The organism is Chryseobacterium sp. IT-36CA2 (assembly GCF_949767875.1).
Lineage (GTDB): Bacteria > Bacteroidota > Bacteroidia > Flavobacteriales > Weeksellaceae > Chryseobacterium.
Genome location: NZ_CATKPG010000011.1, coordinates 1,298,817 through 1,314,792, shown reverse-complemented (window position 1 = coordinate 1,314,792; position 15,976 = coordinate 1,298,817). Strand labels below are relative to the sequence as shown.

The following is a 15,976-nucleotide window of genomic DNA, read 5'->3' as shown; positions in this document are numbered from 1 at the left end:
TTATTTTTTTAGACCTAAGAGTTATTATCTGTTTTTTCTTCAGTGATAGAAACCGTTTCAACATTTTTTTTCTGAACCTGTTCCAACAGCTGAAGTCCCAAAAGTCCGCTGATTCCTCCATTGGCAGAATCCCCGCTTCCCCCGATTAATACTTCAGGCATTATTCTTACATTCTGACTCGCTATATTTTCCATGATTTTTAATTGTGTAAAATTATTTCCGCCCATTGCCTCTACAGACAGTTTGTAAGATTCCGCATTAGATTTACCGATGGCCAGAATTTTCTCGGCTTCCGCATTACCGGTTAATGAAATCTGTTCAGCGCTTGCTTTTGCCAGCAATTCGATTTTTTCGGCCTCAGCTTTTGCCAGAAGTCTTGTTTTCTCTGCTTCTCCGGTTGCTAACAGCTTCAATCTGTCTCCTTCTGCATTCGCCTGCAATCTTACAGAATTGGCATCTCCGGTTGCCTTTTTCACGGATGCATCAGCAATTCTTTCTGCAATTACAACTCCTTGATCTGCTTTTACAATTTCCTTCTGCATATCAGCAACGGCCGTCTCTTTTTCCAGAGCCTGACGTGTTTCCTGAGCCAGCATTTCAGTTTCATAAGTTATCTTCTGTTCTTCAGCCAATTTTCTGTCTGTCAAAGTTTTCATTAAACTTTCCGGAGGAACAATTGCACCTATCAAAGTATCAACAGCGTTTACATTATATTGTTCTAAAACACTGCTAATATGATCCTTTGCCGATTGTTGTCTTTCTTTTCTGCTTCCCAAAAATGCAATCACATCACTGTCCTGTGCTGAGTTTCTGAAATAATTTCCAATGGTTGGCTCTAAAACCTGGCTCACAAGATTGATCATATTTCCAAAACGGGCGATTACTTTTGGAGCTTCATAAGTTGGAATATGAATGATTTGCGAAACATCAAGATTGAAAGGGAAACCGTCTTTACTTCGTACTGTAATGGTTGAAAGGTTCTTATCAAGCTGGTGAGATTCACTTCTTTCATAAGCCCAGTTCAGTACTAAATTGGTTGTAGGAACAAGCTCAACTTTCATAATATAAGGATTGATAGGATATTTTCCTGGGCCAATGGGTTCTGCCCAAACTCCTTTATGACCTTTCTCAACAATGTTTCCATGTTTAAAATCAACACCGCTCAGATCTTTTCCATCTTCTCCCACATAGCTGATAATGACGCCCACGTGACCAATCGGGATTTCCGTCATTTTTACCATTTCCACTTTTGTAAACCAGGGATTCAGGAAATATGAACCAGCAAGAATAACCTGTTCCTGAAGACCTTTATACCCTCCATTGTTTAAAAAGGTATCAACATCCTGAAACTTATTATGATCACTGATAATTTTCCCGGCAATCTGGCCTTCTTCCAGAGGACTTCCTTCCATTGTTGTAATAATTCCTACCGCATTATCAGGAATCTGAGTCATATCCGTTAATTCTATCTCAAACAACAATGTATTGATTCTGTAAGATCCAGGGGCAATAATTGCGGTCTGACGGCCTTTCCTTCCTCCGTTCTTTAAAAAAGCTTCAGCATCCTGAAAAGAATCACAGTCCACTTTTCTGGCTAAAATTCTTCCGGTTTCCAGCTCTATACCATCTTTTGCCAGTAATAATCCTATTTTACCGGTCGGGATCACTGTAAAAGGTTGAAAATCGATAGAATACTGCCATATCCATTTTCCAAAATAGACTCCCGGAGCCAGTGTCTGAGCCTGAAAGCCTGCTTCTCCATTGGTGGCGATAATCCTTCCCTCAGGAAGTTCCTGCTTACCTACTAACACAAATTTTTTAGTAACTAAACCAATTTTGTCCTGGGGAACAATGATTAATCCAAAGAAAATTCTTAAAATGAATTTGTAAAAAAGTACGCACAAAAGTGCAATTACGGCCGGAACCATCCAGCCATGAAAAGTTAATTCCATAGTTTGTTGTTTTTGATTTTGATTAAATTTTAAAACAGGGATTGTGCTCTGATTCTTCAGAATATGAAAAAACAGAGTACGAATTATGTGATAATTCTTTCGAAAAAAATTAAGAAATTACAGGAGGAGAAGTATTAAAAATCGTGAAGATGATTTCTGATACTTTTAATAGAAAAAACTTAATGTTAATTAGTTTCATTTTGATAATAAAGGAACGAGATCCTTTGATGGTACAAATGTACACAAGAAAAGTATTCAGTTGTTTCAGAATTTGACAATATTTTACAAACAAAATGGTAATCAATTGAAAATCAATATTATTATTTTTCACACCCTACATATAAAAGCTTTAAAGACTTCTTTTTCAGAGCTATAAGTCTTCTCTTTAATGCAAAATGGCTTCATATTTGATAGAGTCTGAAATGTTAACCAATAACCACTCAATATGATAAAGCACATTTTATTAGGAACGTTCTGCTTAGCTCAGTTTTCATTCGTCTATGCCAAAGAAGTTCCGAACCTGAAAACAGATCGTTTTATAACCTCATCTGCTCTTAAGCAGGTACCAAAGACGGTTATTATTAAAACCAAAAAGTTCAAGATAAGAATTGATAAACAGCCGAATGGTAAGTACCTTTATCAATCATGGAATGCCAATGCAAAGATTACAGCTAAACCAAGCATGATCATCAGTGATGGTGAACTGATTCCTGATGGTTCAGGAGGTAACTATTACATCAACTTCAATAATGAAGGACACAGCTATCAGGTTTGGAGAAATTACCTTACAGATTCCGCAAAAAAGGCACCTTATACATTGGTTGTCAATGATTCTAATGACCGTGAAATCGTTCGTCAGGATGGATATGTAGTGAAAAATTAAGTATAAAGACGGGAAGTTATTATTGTCTTTCTATAACTACCATCTAAGAACTCGAAATTATTTTCCTTTCTTATAAAATAAAAATCCTGCATATTGATGCGGGATTTTTTTATGTTCCGGATTGCCTTAATTCTGTAAAAAAAGTACTTTCTTCGTAGCTTTCTTTTGCTGCTTTGTAGCCGATATTAAAAATCTCTTCCAATCTGTCTTTTCTGCGTTCAAAAGTTCCGTAGGAAGATAATTTCTGGGACGAAATGAACCAGTCGCAGTAATCAAATTTTACTTTTTCTATCCTGTAGGAAAGCAGATCGTAAGAACGGGAAACAATCGCTTTAATGGAGTTCAGGTCTTTAATCTTGGCTTCGTTGGGCGGAGAGACAAATACACCAATCAGCTTTTCACAATCCTCTCTGATGATATCTGCGGGAAAATTATTCAAGACTCCCCCATCACAATACATTTCATCACCCATGATATAAGGTGTTGTGATCCCAGGAATGGAACAGGAAGCAATGATGGCATCCACGATCTCAAAATCTTTATCAAAAATCTTCTGCGTTCCGGCAACAAGCTCAGTCGCCACAATTTTCACCTCGATATCAAGGTCACCCAATTTCATTTCATGGAAAATAGGTTTCAGATAGTTTCTGAAGATCACTGAAGAAACCAGCCCCGGCTGATTGAAGGTAAAGTGTTTCCAGTTGAAAAAATACACAGAATTGAAAAATTCCAGGATTTCTTCCGGAGTTTTTCCTATAGCATGAAGGCATCCTACAATAGATCCGGCACTGCAGCAGGAAAGGATATCAATTTCAATTCCTTTTTCCTGTAAGAATTTTAATACTCCTGCATGAGCGATTCCTTTGGTACCGCCTCCTGATAAAACAAGTCCTACTCTCTCAAAATTCATTGAATAAATGTAAGAAAACAGCCTGAGATAATTAAGTTAATTTTTATAAATCTGTTAATTTTAAAATTATTTTAAGAAAATAAACGGATATCAAAGAAAAAAGCCCAGAAAAATCTGAGCTTTTATATATTTAAAATAATTGATTAAATGTGAATTACTTCACCATAAGCAGCAGCAGCAGCTTCCATAATTGCTTCAGAAACTGTTGGGTGCGGGTGGATAGATTTGATAATCTCGTGACCTGTAGTTTCTAATTTTCTAGCAACAACAGCTTCAGCAACCATATCCGTTACTCCTTCACCGATCATGTGGCATCCTAACCACTCACCGTATTTAGCATCGAAAATCACTTTGATAAATCCATCTGTATTTCCGTTTGCAGTAGCTTTACCACTTGCAGAAAGAGGGAATTTACCTACTTTGATTTCATATCCTTTTTCTTTAGCCTGCTTTTCAGTAAGACCTACAGAAGCTACTTCAGGGTGACAATAAGTACATCCAGGGATATTGCCATAGTCGATTTTTTCAACGTGCATTCCTTTGATTTTCTCAACACAAGTGATTCCTTCTGCAGAAGCTACGTGAGCCAATGCCTGAGTTGGGATGATATCTCCGATAGCATAGTAACCAGGTACTGAAGTTTCATACCATTCATTTACTAATACTCTTCCTTTATCTGTCTGGATTCCTACTTCTTCTAAACCGATGTTCTCGATATTAGCAGCAATACCTACAGCAGATAATAAGATATCAGCTTCAAGAGTGATGTTTCCGTTAGCTGTTTTCACAGTAGCTTTTACCCCTTCACCACTTGTATCAACACTTTCTACAGAAGCGTTAGTCATGATCTCGATTCCTGTCTTTTTCAGAGATTTCTCTAAGTGTTTAGAGATTTCTTCATCCTCTACAGGAACGATGTTTGGCATAAATTCAACAACAGTTACTTTAGTTCCCATTGTATTATAGAAGTCAGCAAATTCAACTCCAATAGCTCCAGAACCTACAACGATCATAGATTTTGGCTGCTCAGGAAGAGATAATGCCTGTCTGTATCCGATTACTTTTTTACCATCCTGTGGCAAGTTTGGTAATTCTCTTGAACGAGCTCCAGTTGCGATAATGATATGAGTACCTGTATATTCAGTTACTTTTCCTTCTTTATCTGTAACAGAAACTTTTTTACCTTTCTGTACTTTTGCAGTACCAAGAATTACGTCAATCTTATTCTTTTTCATCAAGAATTCGATTCCTTTGCTCATTTTGCTGGCAACACCACGGCTTCTCTGAATCACATTCGGGAATTCAAAGCTTGCCTCCACTTTATTTAAACCATAATCTTCAGCATGGTTGATATAATGAAAAACCTGAGCAGATTTCAATAAAGCTTTAGTTGGAATACATCCCCAGTTAAGGCAGATTCCTCCTAAATTTTCTTTCTCGATAATTGCGGTTTTGAAACCTAATTGTGCTGCTCTGATCGCAGTAACATATCCACCAGGACCACTTCCAATGACAATAATATCGTAATTCATTACTTTAAAAATTTTTATGCGAATTTAAGGAAAAATATTGGATGTTTCATGTTTCTGAAAACTGATCTTAAATTGCATCAATAAAGCTATTTTTATTCAATTTTAAACAAAGAAAGAGAATACAAAACGCATTCTCTTTCAATAAATTTTCTTTTATATTGAAAACTTATCAAAGTTCAAAATATAAAAAACGGCTTTTTCAATTTTAATAACTGCAAAAATTCTTTATTATTTTGCCTGTCTAAGTAATCGTTTTTCAGCCGCATATCTTTGGTTTAAGGCTTTCATCTGATCTCTTTTCATCTGTTTGGTAGCAAGAGGGTGATTAAGGATGAGTTTTTTCTCCGTATTATATTTTTTGGTAAGCTCCTGCATTTTAATATTCACCAACTCGCTTTTTGAAGGATGTGGCGGAACTGGCGGATGTTTCTGAGCTGAAACATTCACGGATAAACCTAGTAACAATACCATTGAGATTAATAACTTTTTCATAATGTTCTTATTTTTGAATGCTTTCAATTAATTCAATATCATTTAATTAAATTCATTCCGGTTCATCATGAATCTTGCATATATCATACCAATATTTTTTATAAAAAGTAAAACATATAATGTAATCATGATTGAGTATTAAAAGATGATCTATTTTTCATACATTTATTTACCTTTTAAACAGGCATCTATGAAAACATCTGCAAAAAAAAATAATCTGACAAAAGACGGTATCTGGATGAAAGAACCGGAAGATCACGATTTTCCTGCAGCACAAGATTATCTGGAACTTCTTTTCGAACCTGATGAAGCACAAAAGATGGTTGAAAAATTAAAATCTGCACCTACCATCACAAAAAAATCGAAGGATATCTTAAGGGCTAGCAAACTTGCGCTGCTTCCTGAAACCAATATTCATGTAAAGGAAAATCTGAAAAAGGTAGAAAAAAACAAGAAACTTTCTCCAATATTGCTGGTAAGAGGCCAGCATGAGCTCATTATTGCAGATGGTTATCACAGATTATGCTGCAGCTATTATCTTACTGAAGATCTGGAAGTCCCGTGCAGATTGATTTAACCGAATGCAAATGCAATAAAAACTAAAAACGAGCAAAAAAACTGCTCGTTTTTAGTTTTTATAATATTTCAATATTTTGTTTTAAAGGAAGGTTTTTTGATGAATTGCCGACCATTATTCTGTAGGTTCCTTTTTCAACTACCCATTCCATTTTTTCATTTAAAAACTGTAATTGCTTTACTGGTACTTCGATGATTACTGATTTTGATTCTCCGGGCTGCAATTCTATTTTCTGAAATCCTTTCAGTTCAATAACCGGTCTTGAAACGGAAGCCAGCAGGTCTTTTACATACAGCTGAACGATTTCATCTCCAGCTTTCATTCCTGTATTTTTCACATTAACTTTAGCCACAATAGTTTCATTTTCTGAATATTGGGCTTTATCCAATTGTAGATCAGAAATTTCAAATGTAGTATAACTCAACCCGAAGCCAAACGGATATAAAGGTTCTCCACTGAGATCGTAATAGTCATTCCCTCTTCCTGTTGGATGATGATTGTAAGTTAAAGGCAGCTGTCCTTCCTCAACCGGGAAAGTAATGGGTAGCTTCCCGGACGGATTTTCAGTACCAAAGAGCGTTTTAGCTACGGCATTTCCGCCTTCTTCACCTGGATACCAGATATCTAAGATAGCTCCTACTTTATCTTTCCATGCTGTTGTTTTTATGGCTGAACCTCCTATCAACACAACTGTAATTGGCTTATTTAATTTTGAAACCTGATGAATAAAGGATTCCTGATTTCCTGGCAGACTCAGTGATGAACGGTCCTGAAATTCTCCTTCATGAATTCCGGCTGTCACAATAATATAGTCTGCTTTTTGAGCAAGATCTAAAGCTTCATTAAAATCTTTCTGATAGTTGGGCAGGCCGTAGTTCCAGATCAGTTCCAGATTGGCTTCGCCACGGTTTTCATGGAATTCAATCTTAAGATCATATTTTTTTCCTTTTATAAAATCTAATTCAACTGTTTTGGTAGAATAACTCAATTTTTCCCATTGATTAATGACTAATTTTCCGTCAAGGTATAATCTGTATCCATCATTTCCTCGCAATCCTAATTGGTATTTCCCTGAACCCGGAGCTTCCAGTTTACCTGTCCAGCGAATACTATAATTATCCGGCTGAAGTTTTTCAGGATCGGGAGAATATAACGTCCATTTGAAATTGAACTGTTCATCCTGTTTTTCAAAGGCAGGATTTCCTTTTAAATCTGTATTAGAAAAGTAACTTCCTTTTAATCCTTTTTTATTCTCAGAAGATAAATATTCGTTTGAAATTGTCGCAAAATCTTTTACATTCCAATCAATACCTTTTGAGTATATGATTTCAACGTCTTTATTTTTGGTATAATTTTTAAGCCCATCCAGGATATTTACTTTCTGATTTCCCGGTCCTGAATAACCACCTAATCTTGCATCTACAGCATCTGTGCCTACCACTAAAATCTTTTTTACCTTTTCGGAAACAGGAAGAGTCTGGTTAGTGTTCTGGAGCAAAACAAAGGATTCTGCAGCTGCTTTTTCTGCCAAGGATTTATGGTTCAATTTCTTAAGTTCTTCAATATCTTTTGCCGCAACATAAGGATTTTCAAATAACCCGAGCTCAAATTTGGCTCTCAGTACTCTTGAAACAGCATCATCAATTCGTTCTTTTGATATTCTGCCATCCAAAAATGGAGGCATAAAGAGTTCATAATGTTTATATTCTGTCTGAAAAATCACATCAAGTCCAGCATTGATGGCCTGTGCAGAAGCATCATCATAATCTTTTGCTGTAAAATGCAGTACATTTGCTCCTCCTACTGCGCTTGCATCACTGATGACGAATCCTTTGAAATTCCAGTCTTTTTTTAATTTTTCTGTGAGCAGCCAATGATTTGCTGTTGCCGGTCTTCCATCAAGCAGGTTATAAGAAGTCATTACTGAGCGACTTTTTCCTTTTGTAAAAGCATTGTGAAAAGGAATTAAATGAGTTTCCTCAAGGTATCTTTTACTCCAATGAATTGGGTATGAATCCCTTCCTCCTTCCCCTACATTAGCAAGAAAATGCTTTGGAGTGGTAATAATTCCCTTATTTTCAAATGAACTGACAAAGCTGACTCCCATTACCGATGTCAAAAAAGGATCTTCACCATAGGTTTCCTCTGTCCTTCCCCATCGTACATCGTTTGCAAGATTGACCACGGGTGTCAGAATCTGGCGAATTCCCCGCAATTTTGACTCTGTTGCAATGGCTGTTGAAACCTGAGTCATCAATTCCGGGTTAAAAGTAGCAGCCAGACCAATTGCCTGCGGAAAAGCTGTAGCGCCCTCACGAACCAATCCGTGCAATGCTTCATCAAAAGGAATAATTGGAATTCCCAATCTTGATTCTTCTACGAAATATTTCTGAATGGCATTGATTTTTTTCACCAGCTTCTCCGCATCTTCATTGGCATTATATTGCAATAACTGTCCTGCCGCTCCTCCACCCTGATTTTCTGCGCTTACCTGCAATCCAAAAATTCCGTGGGAATATTGTCCTTTCGGGACGTTATCCAAATCTCCGGGGATCATAAAACACTGCCAGAATTTTTCTTCCGGGGTCATTCTCTTCAACAGATCCTGAACTCTGGTTTCAATGGATTGTTTTGGGTCTTTATATAAAGGTTTTTGAGCAGAGATAAATACTGAGCTCAACAAGAAAATTCCTATAATTTTAAATCGAGGTTTAAAACACATCTCAAAAATAATTTAGTTTAAAATTTGTTCTTTTACCTTGAAGCAAAAGAACCAAAAGTTCAAGACTTGGAACTTTACTATAAATATGAGTTGCCAATTCAACTATTGCATTATTTGAATTACCGTTGAATATTTTAACTGGGCTCTTTCTTTAGGTAAATTGATTTCAAGGGTATTTTCCCCTATTTTTTTCCATTGAATTTTGTTTGGTAATCCTAAAACTTTCAATGATTTTGGTTTAAAATTTTCGGGAATAGAAAATGTAAGAACTGCAGGAGCCTGATATTCAGATTTTTCATCAAGATGAAAAATATTTACTGTATGATGATCCTTGCTTTGAGTATAATAGTAATTTCCTTCGTGGTAGGGAGCAATGCTTCTTGTTGCAAAAACCGCGGACTCATTTTTCTCCATCCAGCCGGAAATCTGCTGTAGTCTTTCATAGACTATTGGATCATAATCACCATTCGGTCCCGGAGCAATATTCATAAGATAATTTCCGCCTCTTGAGATTATTTTAACCAAGGTTTCAATAATTTTTTGGGAAGTTTTATAGTTGTCATTCGGAACGTAAGAAAAGGAATCTCCCATCGTGATACAGCTTTCCCAGGGAATGGAAAGAGCGTGTTCCGGTACGGCCTGCTCAGGAGTCACGTAGTTTTCCCATTTTCCGGGAACAGTACGGTCCACAATGATAATTCCGGGTTGATTTTTTCTGGCCATTGTTCCTATTTTGTCCATATCAATATCCTGTTCTACTTTGATGGTGCGCTGCCATTCTACTTTAGGATCTATGGTATGAAAAGGACGCACCCAGCCTCCATCCAGCCAGAGAATATCCACTTTACCATACTTGGAAGTGATTTCATTCAGCTGATTGAATGTGAATTTTTTAAAGTTCTCCCATCTTTCCGGATATTTCTTCGGATCATAATTTACATTTCTGTCTTTGGGTGGAAAGTAAGGCCACCAATAGTTTTCGGAGTGCCAGTCGGGTTTTGAAAAGTAAGCTCCTATTTTAAATCCTTCTTTTCTGAATGTATTGAAAATTTCTTTCGTCACGTCGGATTTTAGATTTTTTGAAAATGGAGTTTTGGGAGATGTTATTTTATAATCCGACTGCTGGGTATCAAACATGGCAAAACCATCATGATGCTTGGTGGTAAAAACCACGTATTTCATTCCAGCTTTTTTTACAGCATCAGCCCATTTTTGCGGATTGAACTGGGTTGGATTGAAAGTAGTCTGAAGGTTTTCATAATTTTCTACGTATTCGTAGTAAGATTTCCCGTGCTCAGGTTTTCTCTGCGTCCATGATTCGTCTTCGGGACATAAACTCCAGCTTTCAACAATTCCCCACTGGCTATAGGTTCCCCAATGCATAAACAGCCCGAATTTCATATCCTGCCACTGTTCTAGGTTCTGGGCGACCAGAGGGTCCGTGGGCTTCTGATAGCCGTCAGACACATTATGAGCCTGCGAAAATATTATTGAACTTATCAAAAAGGATGAAAGAAAAAGGGGTTTTACTTTGGATATAACCGGCATATGGAATAGTTTTCCGCTAATTTAATTATCCTTTGGGAAACCCACAAACATTAGGCTTCCAAGAGATTAAGAATGGCTTGATCAAATCCTGGATATGAAAACTGAAATCGGTTTTTTATGAGTCTTTCCGGATAAACGTTTCTGCTTTTTAAAAGTAATTCTGTTTCTGTGTTTAGGAATATGGATGCTATTTCCAGCTGCCAGACTGGAGCATTGAGTCCAAAGGGTATTTTCATTTTATTTCTAAGCTTTTTCATCATATTTTCATTGGAAACAGGCTCTGGAGCAGTTATGTTAATAGTTCCTGAAATAGTTTCATTCTGAATTATCCAATCGATTGCTTTGCAAAAATCCTCGATATGAATCCAACTTACCATTTGATTTCCTCTTCCTTGTTTTCCACCTAATCCGAGCTTTGTAATCATTTTCAATTTTGGAAATGCGCCGCCGTTTTGTCCGAGAACAATAGAAGTCCGGAGGGCAACTTTTCGTATTCCTTCATTTTTGACTTCAAAAAATTCTTTTTCCCAGCTTTTGCAAATATTCATGGAGAAATCATCTCCGATAATTCCATTTTCTTCTGTATTGAGGTGTTTTTCGGAATGAACATAAATAGTTGCAGAACTGGCATTCAACCAGATTTTTGGTTTTTCAGAACACTGATCTACGGCTTTCTGTAAGATTCTTGTGCTCTCGATTCTTGAGGAATAGATTTCTTGTTTATTTTTCTCATGATAACGACAATCCACGGATTTTCCTGTCAGATTGATGAGAACATCTGCTTTTTCGAGGTAATTTTTCCATTCGCCTATCGTTTGGGCATCCCAATAAATTTCGTTTTTACGTTTAGGATTCCGGGTAAGAATGTAGACTTGATTTCCTTTTTCTATAAAGTGTTTTTCTAAGTTTTCGCCGAGAAATCCAGTGCCTCCAGCTATGATTATTTTCATTGTTTTGAAGTTTAAAGTTTTGAGTTCAAGGTTCAAGGTTTAAGGTTTAGACACAGATGTTTATGAATAGAGCAAGATGTTTTAATCTCTTCATTTTTCAGCTGATGTATTTCTTTGTTTTGACTTGAATTTCTGAGCCTTCGGCAAGCATCACTGAAACAGGCTTCTGATCATTCAGGTGTTCAAAATCATTTCCGTAGATTTTTTGAAAATCAATTTCCAAATGATGTTCTTTTACGGTATACCAACTCCATTTTGGGTGACAGACTTCATACTCAGAGGTTGTATTTTCCTTTTTTGTAAATCCAAAATAATGTTCTGTGATAAATTCAAATTCTGAGTTTTCCTCCATTGGTTTTGCTGTATTTTCTGCCATAATCTGGATAGAATACCAACTTTTATCTTTCCATGAATACCGGATCAGCAGTTCACCATCTTTTTCATGAATCTGGTTTTTCATCGGCATGGTATGATAATTTTCTTTATATATGGAATTGGCCACCAGACTTAAAGCAGGTTTTGGAACAATTTCTTTGATAAACACCACTCCTCTTTTCCAGATTCCGTTTTCTTTTTTCTTGACATAAAACCTTAAGTTCACTTCTTCAAAATTCCGGTGAAAAGGGATTGGAAAACCTAATAATCTTGTATTTAAAAACATAAATCCCACAAGACTTACATAGCATTTGCCTTTATAAAAATCAAGTTCTGTCCCTTTTGGCAGGTAAGGCAATAAGATATTGGGATTGATTTCGTAATTGATGATGGCCAGTTTTCGCCACTCTGCTTTTAAAAAGTTCATAATTCTGTGTTTTAAGATTAAAAAATGGCTATTCCGTCACGGGTTGAAGATTCTGCAATGGTTTTTATTAATTCATTCCTTTTCACAAGGAATTTTTTCATGTATCCTCTGAGAAAAAAGGCATTAAATAGTTTTCCTATGAAACCCAATGGAGATTCGAATTCAAAAATATCTGTCATCAGAGTTTTCCCGTTTACCGTTTTAAAAATATGTCGGTGACGCATAGATTTGAAAGCGCCTTTCTGCATCACATCAATAAACTGAACCGGTTTTTCCATACTGACAATTTTTGTCGTGAGATTTTGATACACTCCCAGATGTTTTGCGCGCCAGGTTACGGTTTCATTTTCTTCAATGAGTCCTGAGGTACGTCCTGCAATTGCTTTCTCATGGGATTTTGAGGTAGACTGCTGATGCAGATCAATATTTCTTGCAAGATCAAAGACATAGTGAATATCTGCTTTGATGACTGTATTTAAATAGATTGTTGACATTTTTAAAAAGTTTTAAAGTTGTTAACTATAGTTTAAAGTGATCCTTTTCTTCTGAAATAAATAATCAGGAATAAGTGAATGATTAAATTTTTCATAATTATTATTCATTTAAAATGTTCAGTAATTTTTGAAATATAATCTCAAATAAAAAATCAGTTTCTTTTCACATGAAGAATTTCAACCAGATCCAGGTATCTTTTGTGAGATATGATAGAAAGTTTATTATTAATAAACTGATTTTTAATATCTTCAAGGCTTTCATTTTTATTGATATAATGAAACAGTCTTCCGAATTCGTTTCCAAAAAGCTTTGAAACAAGTACTTCGACATACCATTTCACACAGCTGAATCTCCACTTTGTTTTTGGTTTTACAAATTCTACGATGATGATTTCTCCTTTTTCATCAATGATTCTTGACAGTTTGTCGGCAAAAATTGGCTTCTGATCGTCTTCTATCGTTTTTGTTCCGTAAGAGCAGAGGATAATGTCCATAGAATGATCCGGAAATTGGCTTTCAAAAAAATCATTCTGAATTTGTTGTATTGACAGTTTATTTCCAAATGTTGCAGCCAGCTTCATATGCATTGCTGAAGAATAATCCAGTGCCACAATGGCTGTGTTTTTATTGTAAGACTGTATAAATTCCAGATTTTCTCCTTGTCCGCTCATCAGATCCAAAACTCTTTTGTCTCCATAGCTTTTTACCTTTCGGACTGCCATCTTTCTGAATAGTCTGGTAAACCCTAAAGATGCAATTTCATTAATATAATATCTGGGTTGCAGGCGGTCAAAATATTGTTGCAGATCATTCATTTTCAGATTGTGTTTTTATAGATTGTAATACATGGTTTTGCATTTTATCAATAATATAGCCTGACCATTTTTTCCAGTACCAGGTGGGTGCTATTTTATAACTGTATTTTGTTTTTGCTATTATTTTTGTTTTATTTTCTGACAGTTTATCTAAAGTAATTTCTCCATAGTTCACGATAAAATAATCATGTAAATGCTTGGCATCAATATCTTCATAAGGTGTTATTTCTTTCATGGGAACGGTTTGATTTTCCAGAGAGAATTTTACTTTTTTATTTTCTATAAACTCATCAATATTAAGTTGTAGTTCATCATTATTGGTTTGGCAGCTATATCCTAATTTTCCGTTTTTATTCATCAGTTTTATATTTTTTGGATAGCTGACTCCTTTTTCAAACAGGATAAAATCAGGGGTATTGAAATTGATTTGTGTATTTAAAAGCTTCCAGACCTTCTCGTTTGAAGAGTTTACAATCATTTCAGTGGTAACAGTTTCCTCAATGGGTTTTGTATAGGTATCAAAAATATAAGATGCCGGATTGATGAAAAGAATAAATACGATAACACTTCCCGTATGTCTTTTCTCATCAAGAACCCCAATAATAAAACCAATAGTGAAGCCTACGAGCATGGCAAAGCCAATAAATGGGATAGCCATAATAATACAAATAGCACCTTCTGTTCCGGCTGCTATCAAGATCACTGAGAAGATGACTAATCCTAATACTATTTTGAAAATGGTCTTCAGAATATTCGCCAATCCGATTCTAAAATTCTTTACATATCCAATGACAAATCCTATAGAAACTGGAATGGTAAAAAATAGGGTTACACCGTATTCGCCTTGGGCAACCAGAAAAAACCAAACGCCAACAATTAAAACAACCGCTAAAAATAGGCTTAAATAGAGGTATTGTTTAAAAAAATTTTTCATAATATTATAAGTTTTATATTTTCAGTAATTTTTGAAAGCTACATTGAAATAAAAAAGGATTTTCATCCAAATTTATTTATTGTAGCTTATTCTTTTTTAAATAGTCTTTCAGCGTATACCAGATAGAAAATTCACACGTGCCGTCATGAATGGTATCTGACTTCCCTTTATGATAGAAAATATATTCATCTCTGGTGGTACAACCTCCATTTTTAGGGATTTCTCTTATTTTATTTTCGGTTTTTACAAAATATGCCCATGCTGCTTTATCTATAGGTTTCAAACTTCCATTTTTTCTGCGGAGAAAGTAATTGTTGTCTTTGTTAATGATCATAATTGAATCTTTATCCTGATGAAAACATCCTATAGATTGAAACACTAGTTTTGCTTCTGAATTTTTTAGATTTTCAAAAACAGATTTTTTATTTTTTTTTAATAAATAATCAGGAGTAATACTAACTCTATATGTTATAGATTCAACAACTTCTATTTCTTTTTTTATATTTTCTCCAAAAATGTTTTCGTAAACAAATGTATATTTTCCTTCATTTAAACTATCCAGCTTTATATTGGGATATAGGGAAGGGGCAAACTCTTCAGGTTCTAGAATTTTGAAAATCTTATTATCCTTATAGATTTCAAGTTTATACAAATCGTGATGCCTATCATCATACTTATCAGAGTTTTCTATATGAATGTCGAAATTTGCCATTACATTTTTCTGACAGCTCATTATTAGGTTTAAAAGACATAATAATAAAAGACTTCTCATTTTTTGAAAATTTATTTCAACAGATTAGTAATCTTCCCTACCAGCCAGTGATCATCACTTTTTATCGCCAGATCCATAATATTGTTAATTTTTCCGGTTACAGAACTGAAGTCGTTCATCAGCTTAATGAATTCCTGAGCTTCTTCCGAATCTTTATCTTCAATATTTTTTAATTCTTCGAGAAAAGAAATTACAGGTTCTATTTCTCTTTTTCTGCGTTCTTTTGTAATTTGTTTGAACAGGTACCAAACATCTTTTTCGGCTACAAAATATTCTTTACGGTCACCTTTCACGAACTCTTTTTTCACGATTCCCCAGTCTATCAGAGCTCGAAGATTCATATTGGCATTTCCTCTTGAAATCTCCAGCTGTTCCATTACATCATCAGTAGAAAGGGGTCTTCCACTAGCCAAAAGCAGTGCATGCACCTGTGCCATCGTACGGTTGATCCCCCAATTGGTAGCAAAGGTTCCCCAGGTCTGAATGTATTTTTCTTTTGCTTCTGAAAGTTGCATTTTGTTTCCCTTTTTAATTTCTGTAACAAATGTAATTATATTTTTTGAATTTTCAATAATTTCTGAAAATTAATTTTT

15 protein-coding genes are annotated in these 15,976 nt (G+C 35.4%); 2 read left to right on the top strand and 13 right to left on the bottom strand.

Annotated elements, in window-relative coordinates:
- Window positions 1-14: 14 nt before the first annotated feature.
- Entirely contained in the window at window positions 15-1,952 is a 1,938-nt protein-coding gene (locus ACM6F9_RS06700) for an SPFH domain-containing protein (RefSeq protein WP_414844972.1), read from the bottom strand.
- Between the two features lie 445 nt (window positions 1,953-2,397).
- Here ACM6F9_RS06700 and ACM6F9_RS06695 point away from each other — a divergent pair, with 445 nt between their 5' ends.
- A complete protein-coding gene (locus tag ACM6F9_RS06695) occupies window positions 2,398-2,835 on the top strand; it encodes a hypothetical protein (RefSeq protein ID WP_414844971.1) in 438 nt (145 codons plus the stop codon).
- A 109-nt stretch (window positions 2,836-2,944) separates the two neighbouring features.
- Here the strand turns inward: ACM6F9_RS06695 and ACM6F9_RS06690 are convergent, their stop codons facing one another.
- The 3 genes from ACM6F9_RS06690 to ACM6F9_RS06680 form a co-directional block, all read right to left on the bottom strand.
- Window positions 2,945-3,745, bottom strand: a complete 801-nt coding sequence (locus tag ACM6F9_RS06690) for a patatin-like phospholipase family protein (protein ID WP_414844970.1) — start codon at window positions 3,743-3,745, stop codon at window positions 2,945-2,947.
- A gap of 143 nt (window positions 3,746-3,888) precedes the next feature.
- Window positions 3,889-5,277 carry a dihydrolipoyl dehydrogenase gene (gene lpdA / locus ACM6F9_RS06685; protein ID WP_047378183.1) on the bottom strand — a complete coding sequence of 463 codons (1,389 nt, stop codon included), beginning with the start codon at window positions 5,275-5,277 and terminating at the stop codon, window positions 3,889-3,891.
- A gap of 228 nt (window positions 5,278-5,505) precedes the next feature.
- Entirely contained in the window at window positions 5,506-5,769 is a 264-nt protein-coding gene (locus ACM6F9_RS06680) for a hypothetical protein (RefSeq protein ID WP_414844969.1), read from the bottom strand.
- A 190-nt stretch (window positions 5,770-5,959) separates the two neighbouring features.
- On the opposite strand from ACM6F9_RS06680, the gene ACM6F9_RS06675 reads away from it, so the two are divergent.
- Window positions 5,960-6,346: a hypothetical protein gene (locus ACM6F9_RS06675; protein ID WP_414844968.1), complete on the top strand. Its 387-nt coding sequence runs from the start codon at window positions 5,960-5,962 to the stop codon at window positions 6,344-6,346.
- Window positions 6,347-6,404: 58 nt separating this feature from the next.
- Here ACM6F9_RS06675 and ACM6F9_RS06670 read toward each other — a convergent pair whose 3' ends face one another.
- The 9 genes from ACM6F9_RS06670 to ACM6F9_RS06630 form a co-directional block, all read right to left on the bottom strand.
- The gene (locus tag ACM6F9_RS06670) at window positions 6,405-9,026 is read right to left on the bottom strand and encodes a glycoside hydrolase family 3 N-terminal domain-containing protein (RefSeq protein ID WP_414844967.1); all 2,622 of its coding nucleotides are present in this window, start codon (window positions 9,024-9,026) and stop codon (window positions 6,405-6,407) included.
- 144 nt (window positions 9,027-9,170) lie between these two features.
- Window positions 9,171-10,616 (bottom strand): alpha-L-fucosidase, encoded by a 1,446-nt coding sequence (locus ACM6F9_RS06665; protein ID WP_414844966.1) that lies wholly within the window; start codon window positions 10,614-10,616, stop codon window positions 9,171-9,173.
- A 50-nt stretch (window positions 10,617-10,666) separates the two neighbouring features.
- Window positions 10,667-11,566 (bottom strand): TIGR01777 family oxidoreductase, encoded by a 900-nt coding sequence (locus ACM6F9_RS06660; protein ID WP_414844965.1) that lies wholly within the window; start codon window positions 11,564-11,566, stop codon window positions 10,667-10,669.
- 97 nt (window positions 11,567-11,663) lie between these two features.
- Entirely contained in the window at window positions 11,664-12,368 is a 705-nt protein-coding gene (locus ACM6F9_RS06655) for a YqjF family protein (RefSeq protein ID WP_414844964.1), read from the bottom strand.
- Window positions 12,369-12,385: 17 nt separating this feature from the next.
- Window positions 12,386-12,862, bottom strand: coding sequence for an SRPBCC family protein (locus ACM6F9_RS06650; protein WP_414844963.1), 477 nt, complete (start codon window positions 12,860-12,862; stop codon window positions 12,386-12,388).
- Between the two features lie 152 nt (window positions 12,863-13,014).
- Window positions 13,015-13,677, bottom strand: a complete 663-nt coding sequence (locus ACM6F9_RS06645; protein WP_414844962.1) for a class I SAM-dependent methyltransferase — start codon at window positions 13,675-13,677, stop codon at window positions 13,015-13,017.
- The gene (locus tag ACM6F9_RS06640) at window positions 13,670-14,611 is read right to left on the bottom strand and encodes a hypothetical protein (protein WP_414844961.1); all 942 of its coding nucleotides are present in this window, start codon (window positions 14,609-14,611) and stop codon (window positions 13,670-13,672) included. The genes ACM6F9_RS06645 and ACM6F9_RS06640 overlap by 8 nt, the downstream gene beginning before the upstream one ends.
- Before the next feature lie 76 nt (window positions 14,612-14,687).
- Window positions 14,688-15,344, bottom strand: a complete 657-nt coding sequence (locus tag ACM6F9_RS06635; protein WP_414844960.1) for a hypothetical protein — start codon at window positions 15,342-15,344, stop codon at window positions 14,688-14,690.
- 50 nt (window positions 15,345-15,394) lie between these two features.
- Window positions 15,395-15,898 (bottom strand): GbsR/MarR family transcriptional regulator, encoded by a 504-nt coding sequence (locus ACM6F9_RS06630; protein ID WP_414844959.1) that lies wholly within the window; start codon window positions 15,896-15,898, stop codon window positions 15,395-15,397.
- Between the last annotated feature and the right edge of the window lie 78 nt (window positions 15,899-15,976).

Coding starts and splice junctions, on each gene's coding strand:
- ACM6F9_RS06700 (WP_414844972.1), bottom strand. CDS start 1,952: ATGGAATTAACTTTTCATGGCTGGATGGTTCCGGCCGTAATTGCACTT.
- ACM6F9_RS06695 (WP_414844971.1), top strand. CDS start 2,398: ATGATAAAGCACATTTTATTAGGAACGTTCTGCTTAGCTCAGTTTTCA.
- ACM6F9_RS06690 (WP_414844970.1), bottom strand. CDS start 3,745: ATGAATTTTGAGAGAGTAGGACTTGTTTTATCAGGAGGCGGTACCAAA.
- lpdA (WP_047378183.1), bottom strand. CDS start 5,277: ATGAATTACGATATTATTGTCATTGGAAGTGGTCCTGGTGGATATGTT.
- ACM6F9_RS06680 (WP_414844969.1), bottom strand. CDS start 5,769: ATGAAAAAGTTATTAATCTCAATGGTATTGTTACTAGGTTTATCCGTG.
- ACM6F9_RS06675 (WP_414844968.1), top strand. CDS start 5,960: ATGAAAACATCTGCAAAAAAAAATAATCTGACAAAAGACGGTATCTGG.
- ACM6F9_RS06665 (WP_414844966.1), bottom strand. CDS start 10,616: ATGCCGGTTATATCCAAAGTAAAACCCCTTTTTCTTTCATCCTTTTTG.
- ACM6F9_RS06660 (WP_414844965.1), bottom strand. CDS start 11,566: ATGAAAATAATCATAGCTGGAGGCACTGGATTTCTCGGCGAAAACTTA.
- ACM6F9_RS06655 (WP_414844964.1), bottom strand. CDS start 12,368: ATGAACTTTTTAAAAGCAGAGTGGCGAAAACTGGCCATCATCAATTAC.
- ACM6F9_RS06650 (WP_414844963.1), bottom strand. CDS start 12,862: ATGTCAACAATCTATTTAAATACAGTCATCAAAGCAGATATTCACTAT.
- ACM6F9_RS06645 (WP_414844962.1), bottom strand. CDS start 13,677: ATGAATGATCTGCAACAATATTTTGACCGCCTGCAACCCAGATATTAT.
- ACM6F9_RS06640 (WP_414844961.1), bottom strand. CDS start 14,611: ATGAAAAATTTTTTTAAACAATACCTCTATTTAAGCCTATTTTTAGCG.
- ACM6F9_RS06635 (WP_414844960.1), bottom strand. CDS start 15,344: ATGAGCTGTCAGAAAAATGTAATGGCAAATTTCGACATTCATATAGAA.
- ACM6F9_RS06630 (WP_414844959.1), bottom strand. CDS start 15,898: ATGCAACTTTCAGAAGCAAAAGAAAAATACATTCAGACCTGGGGAACC.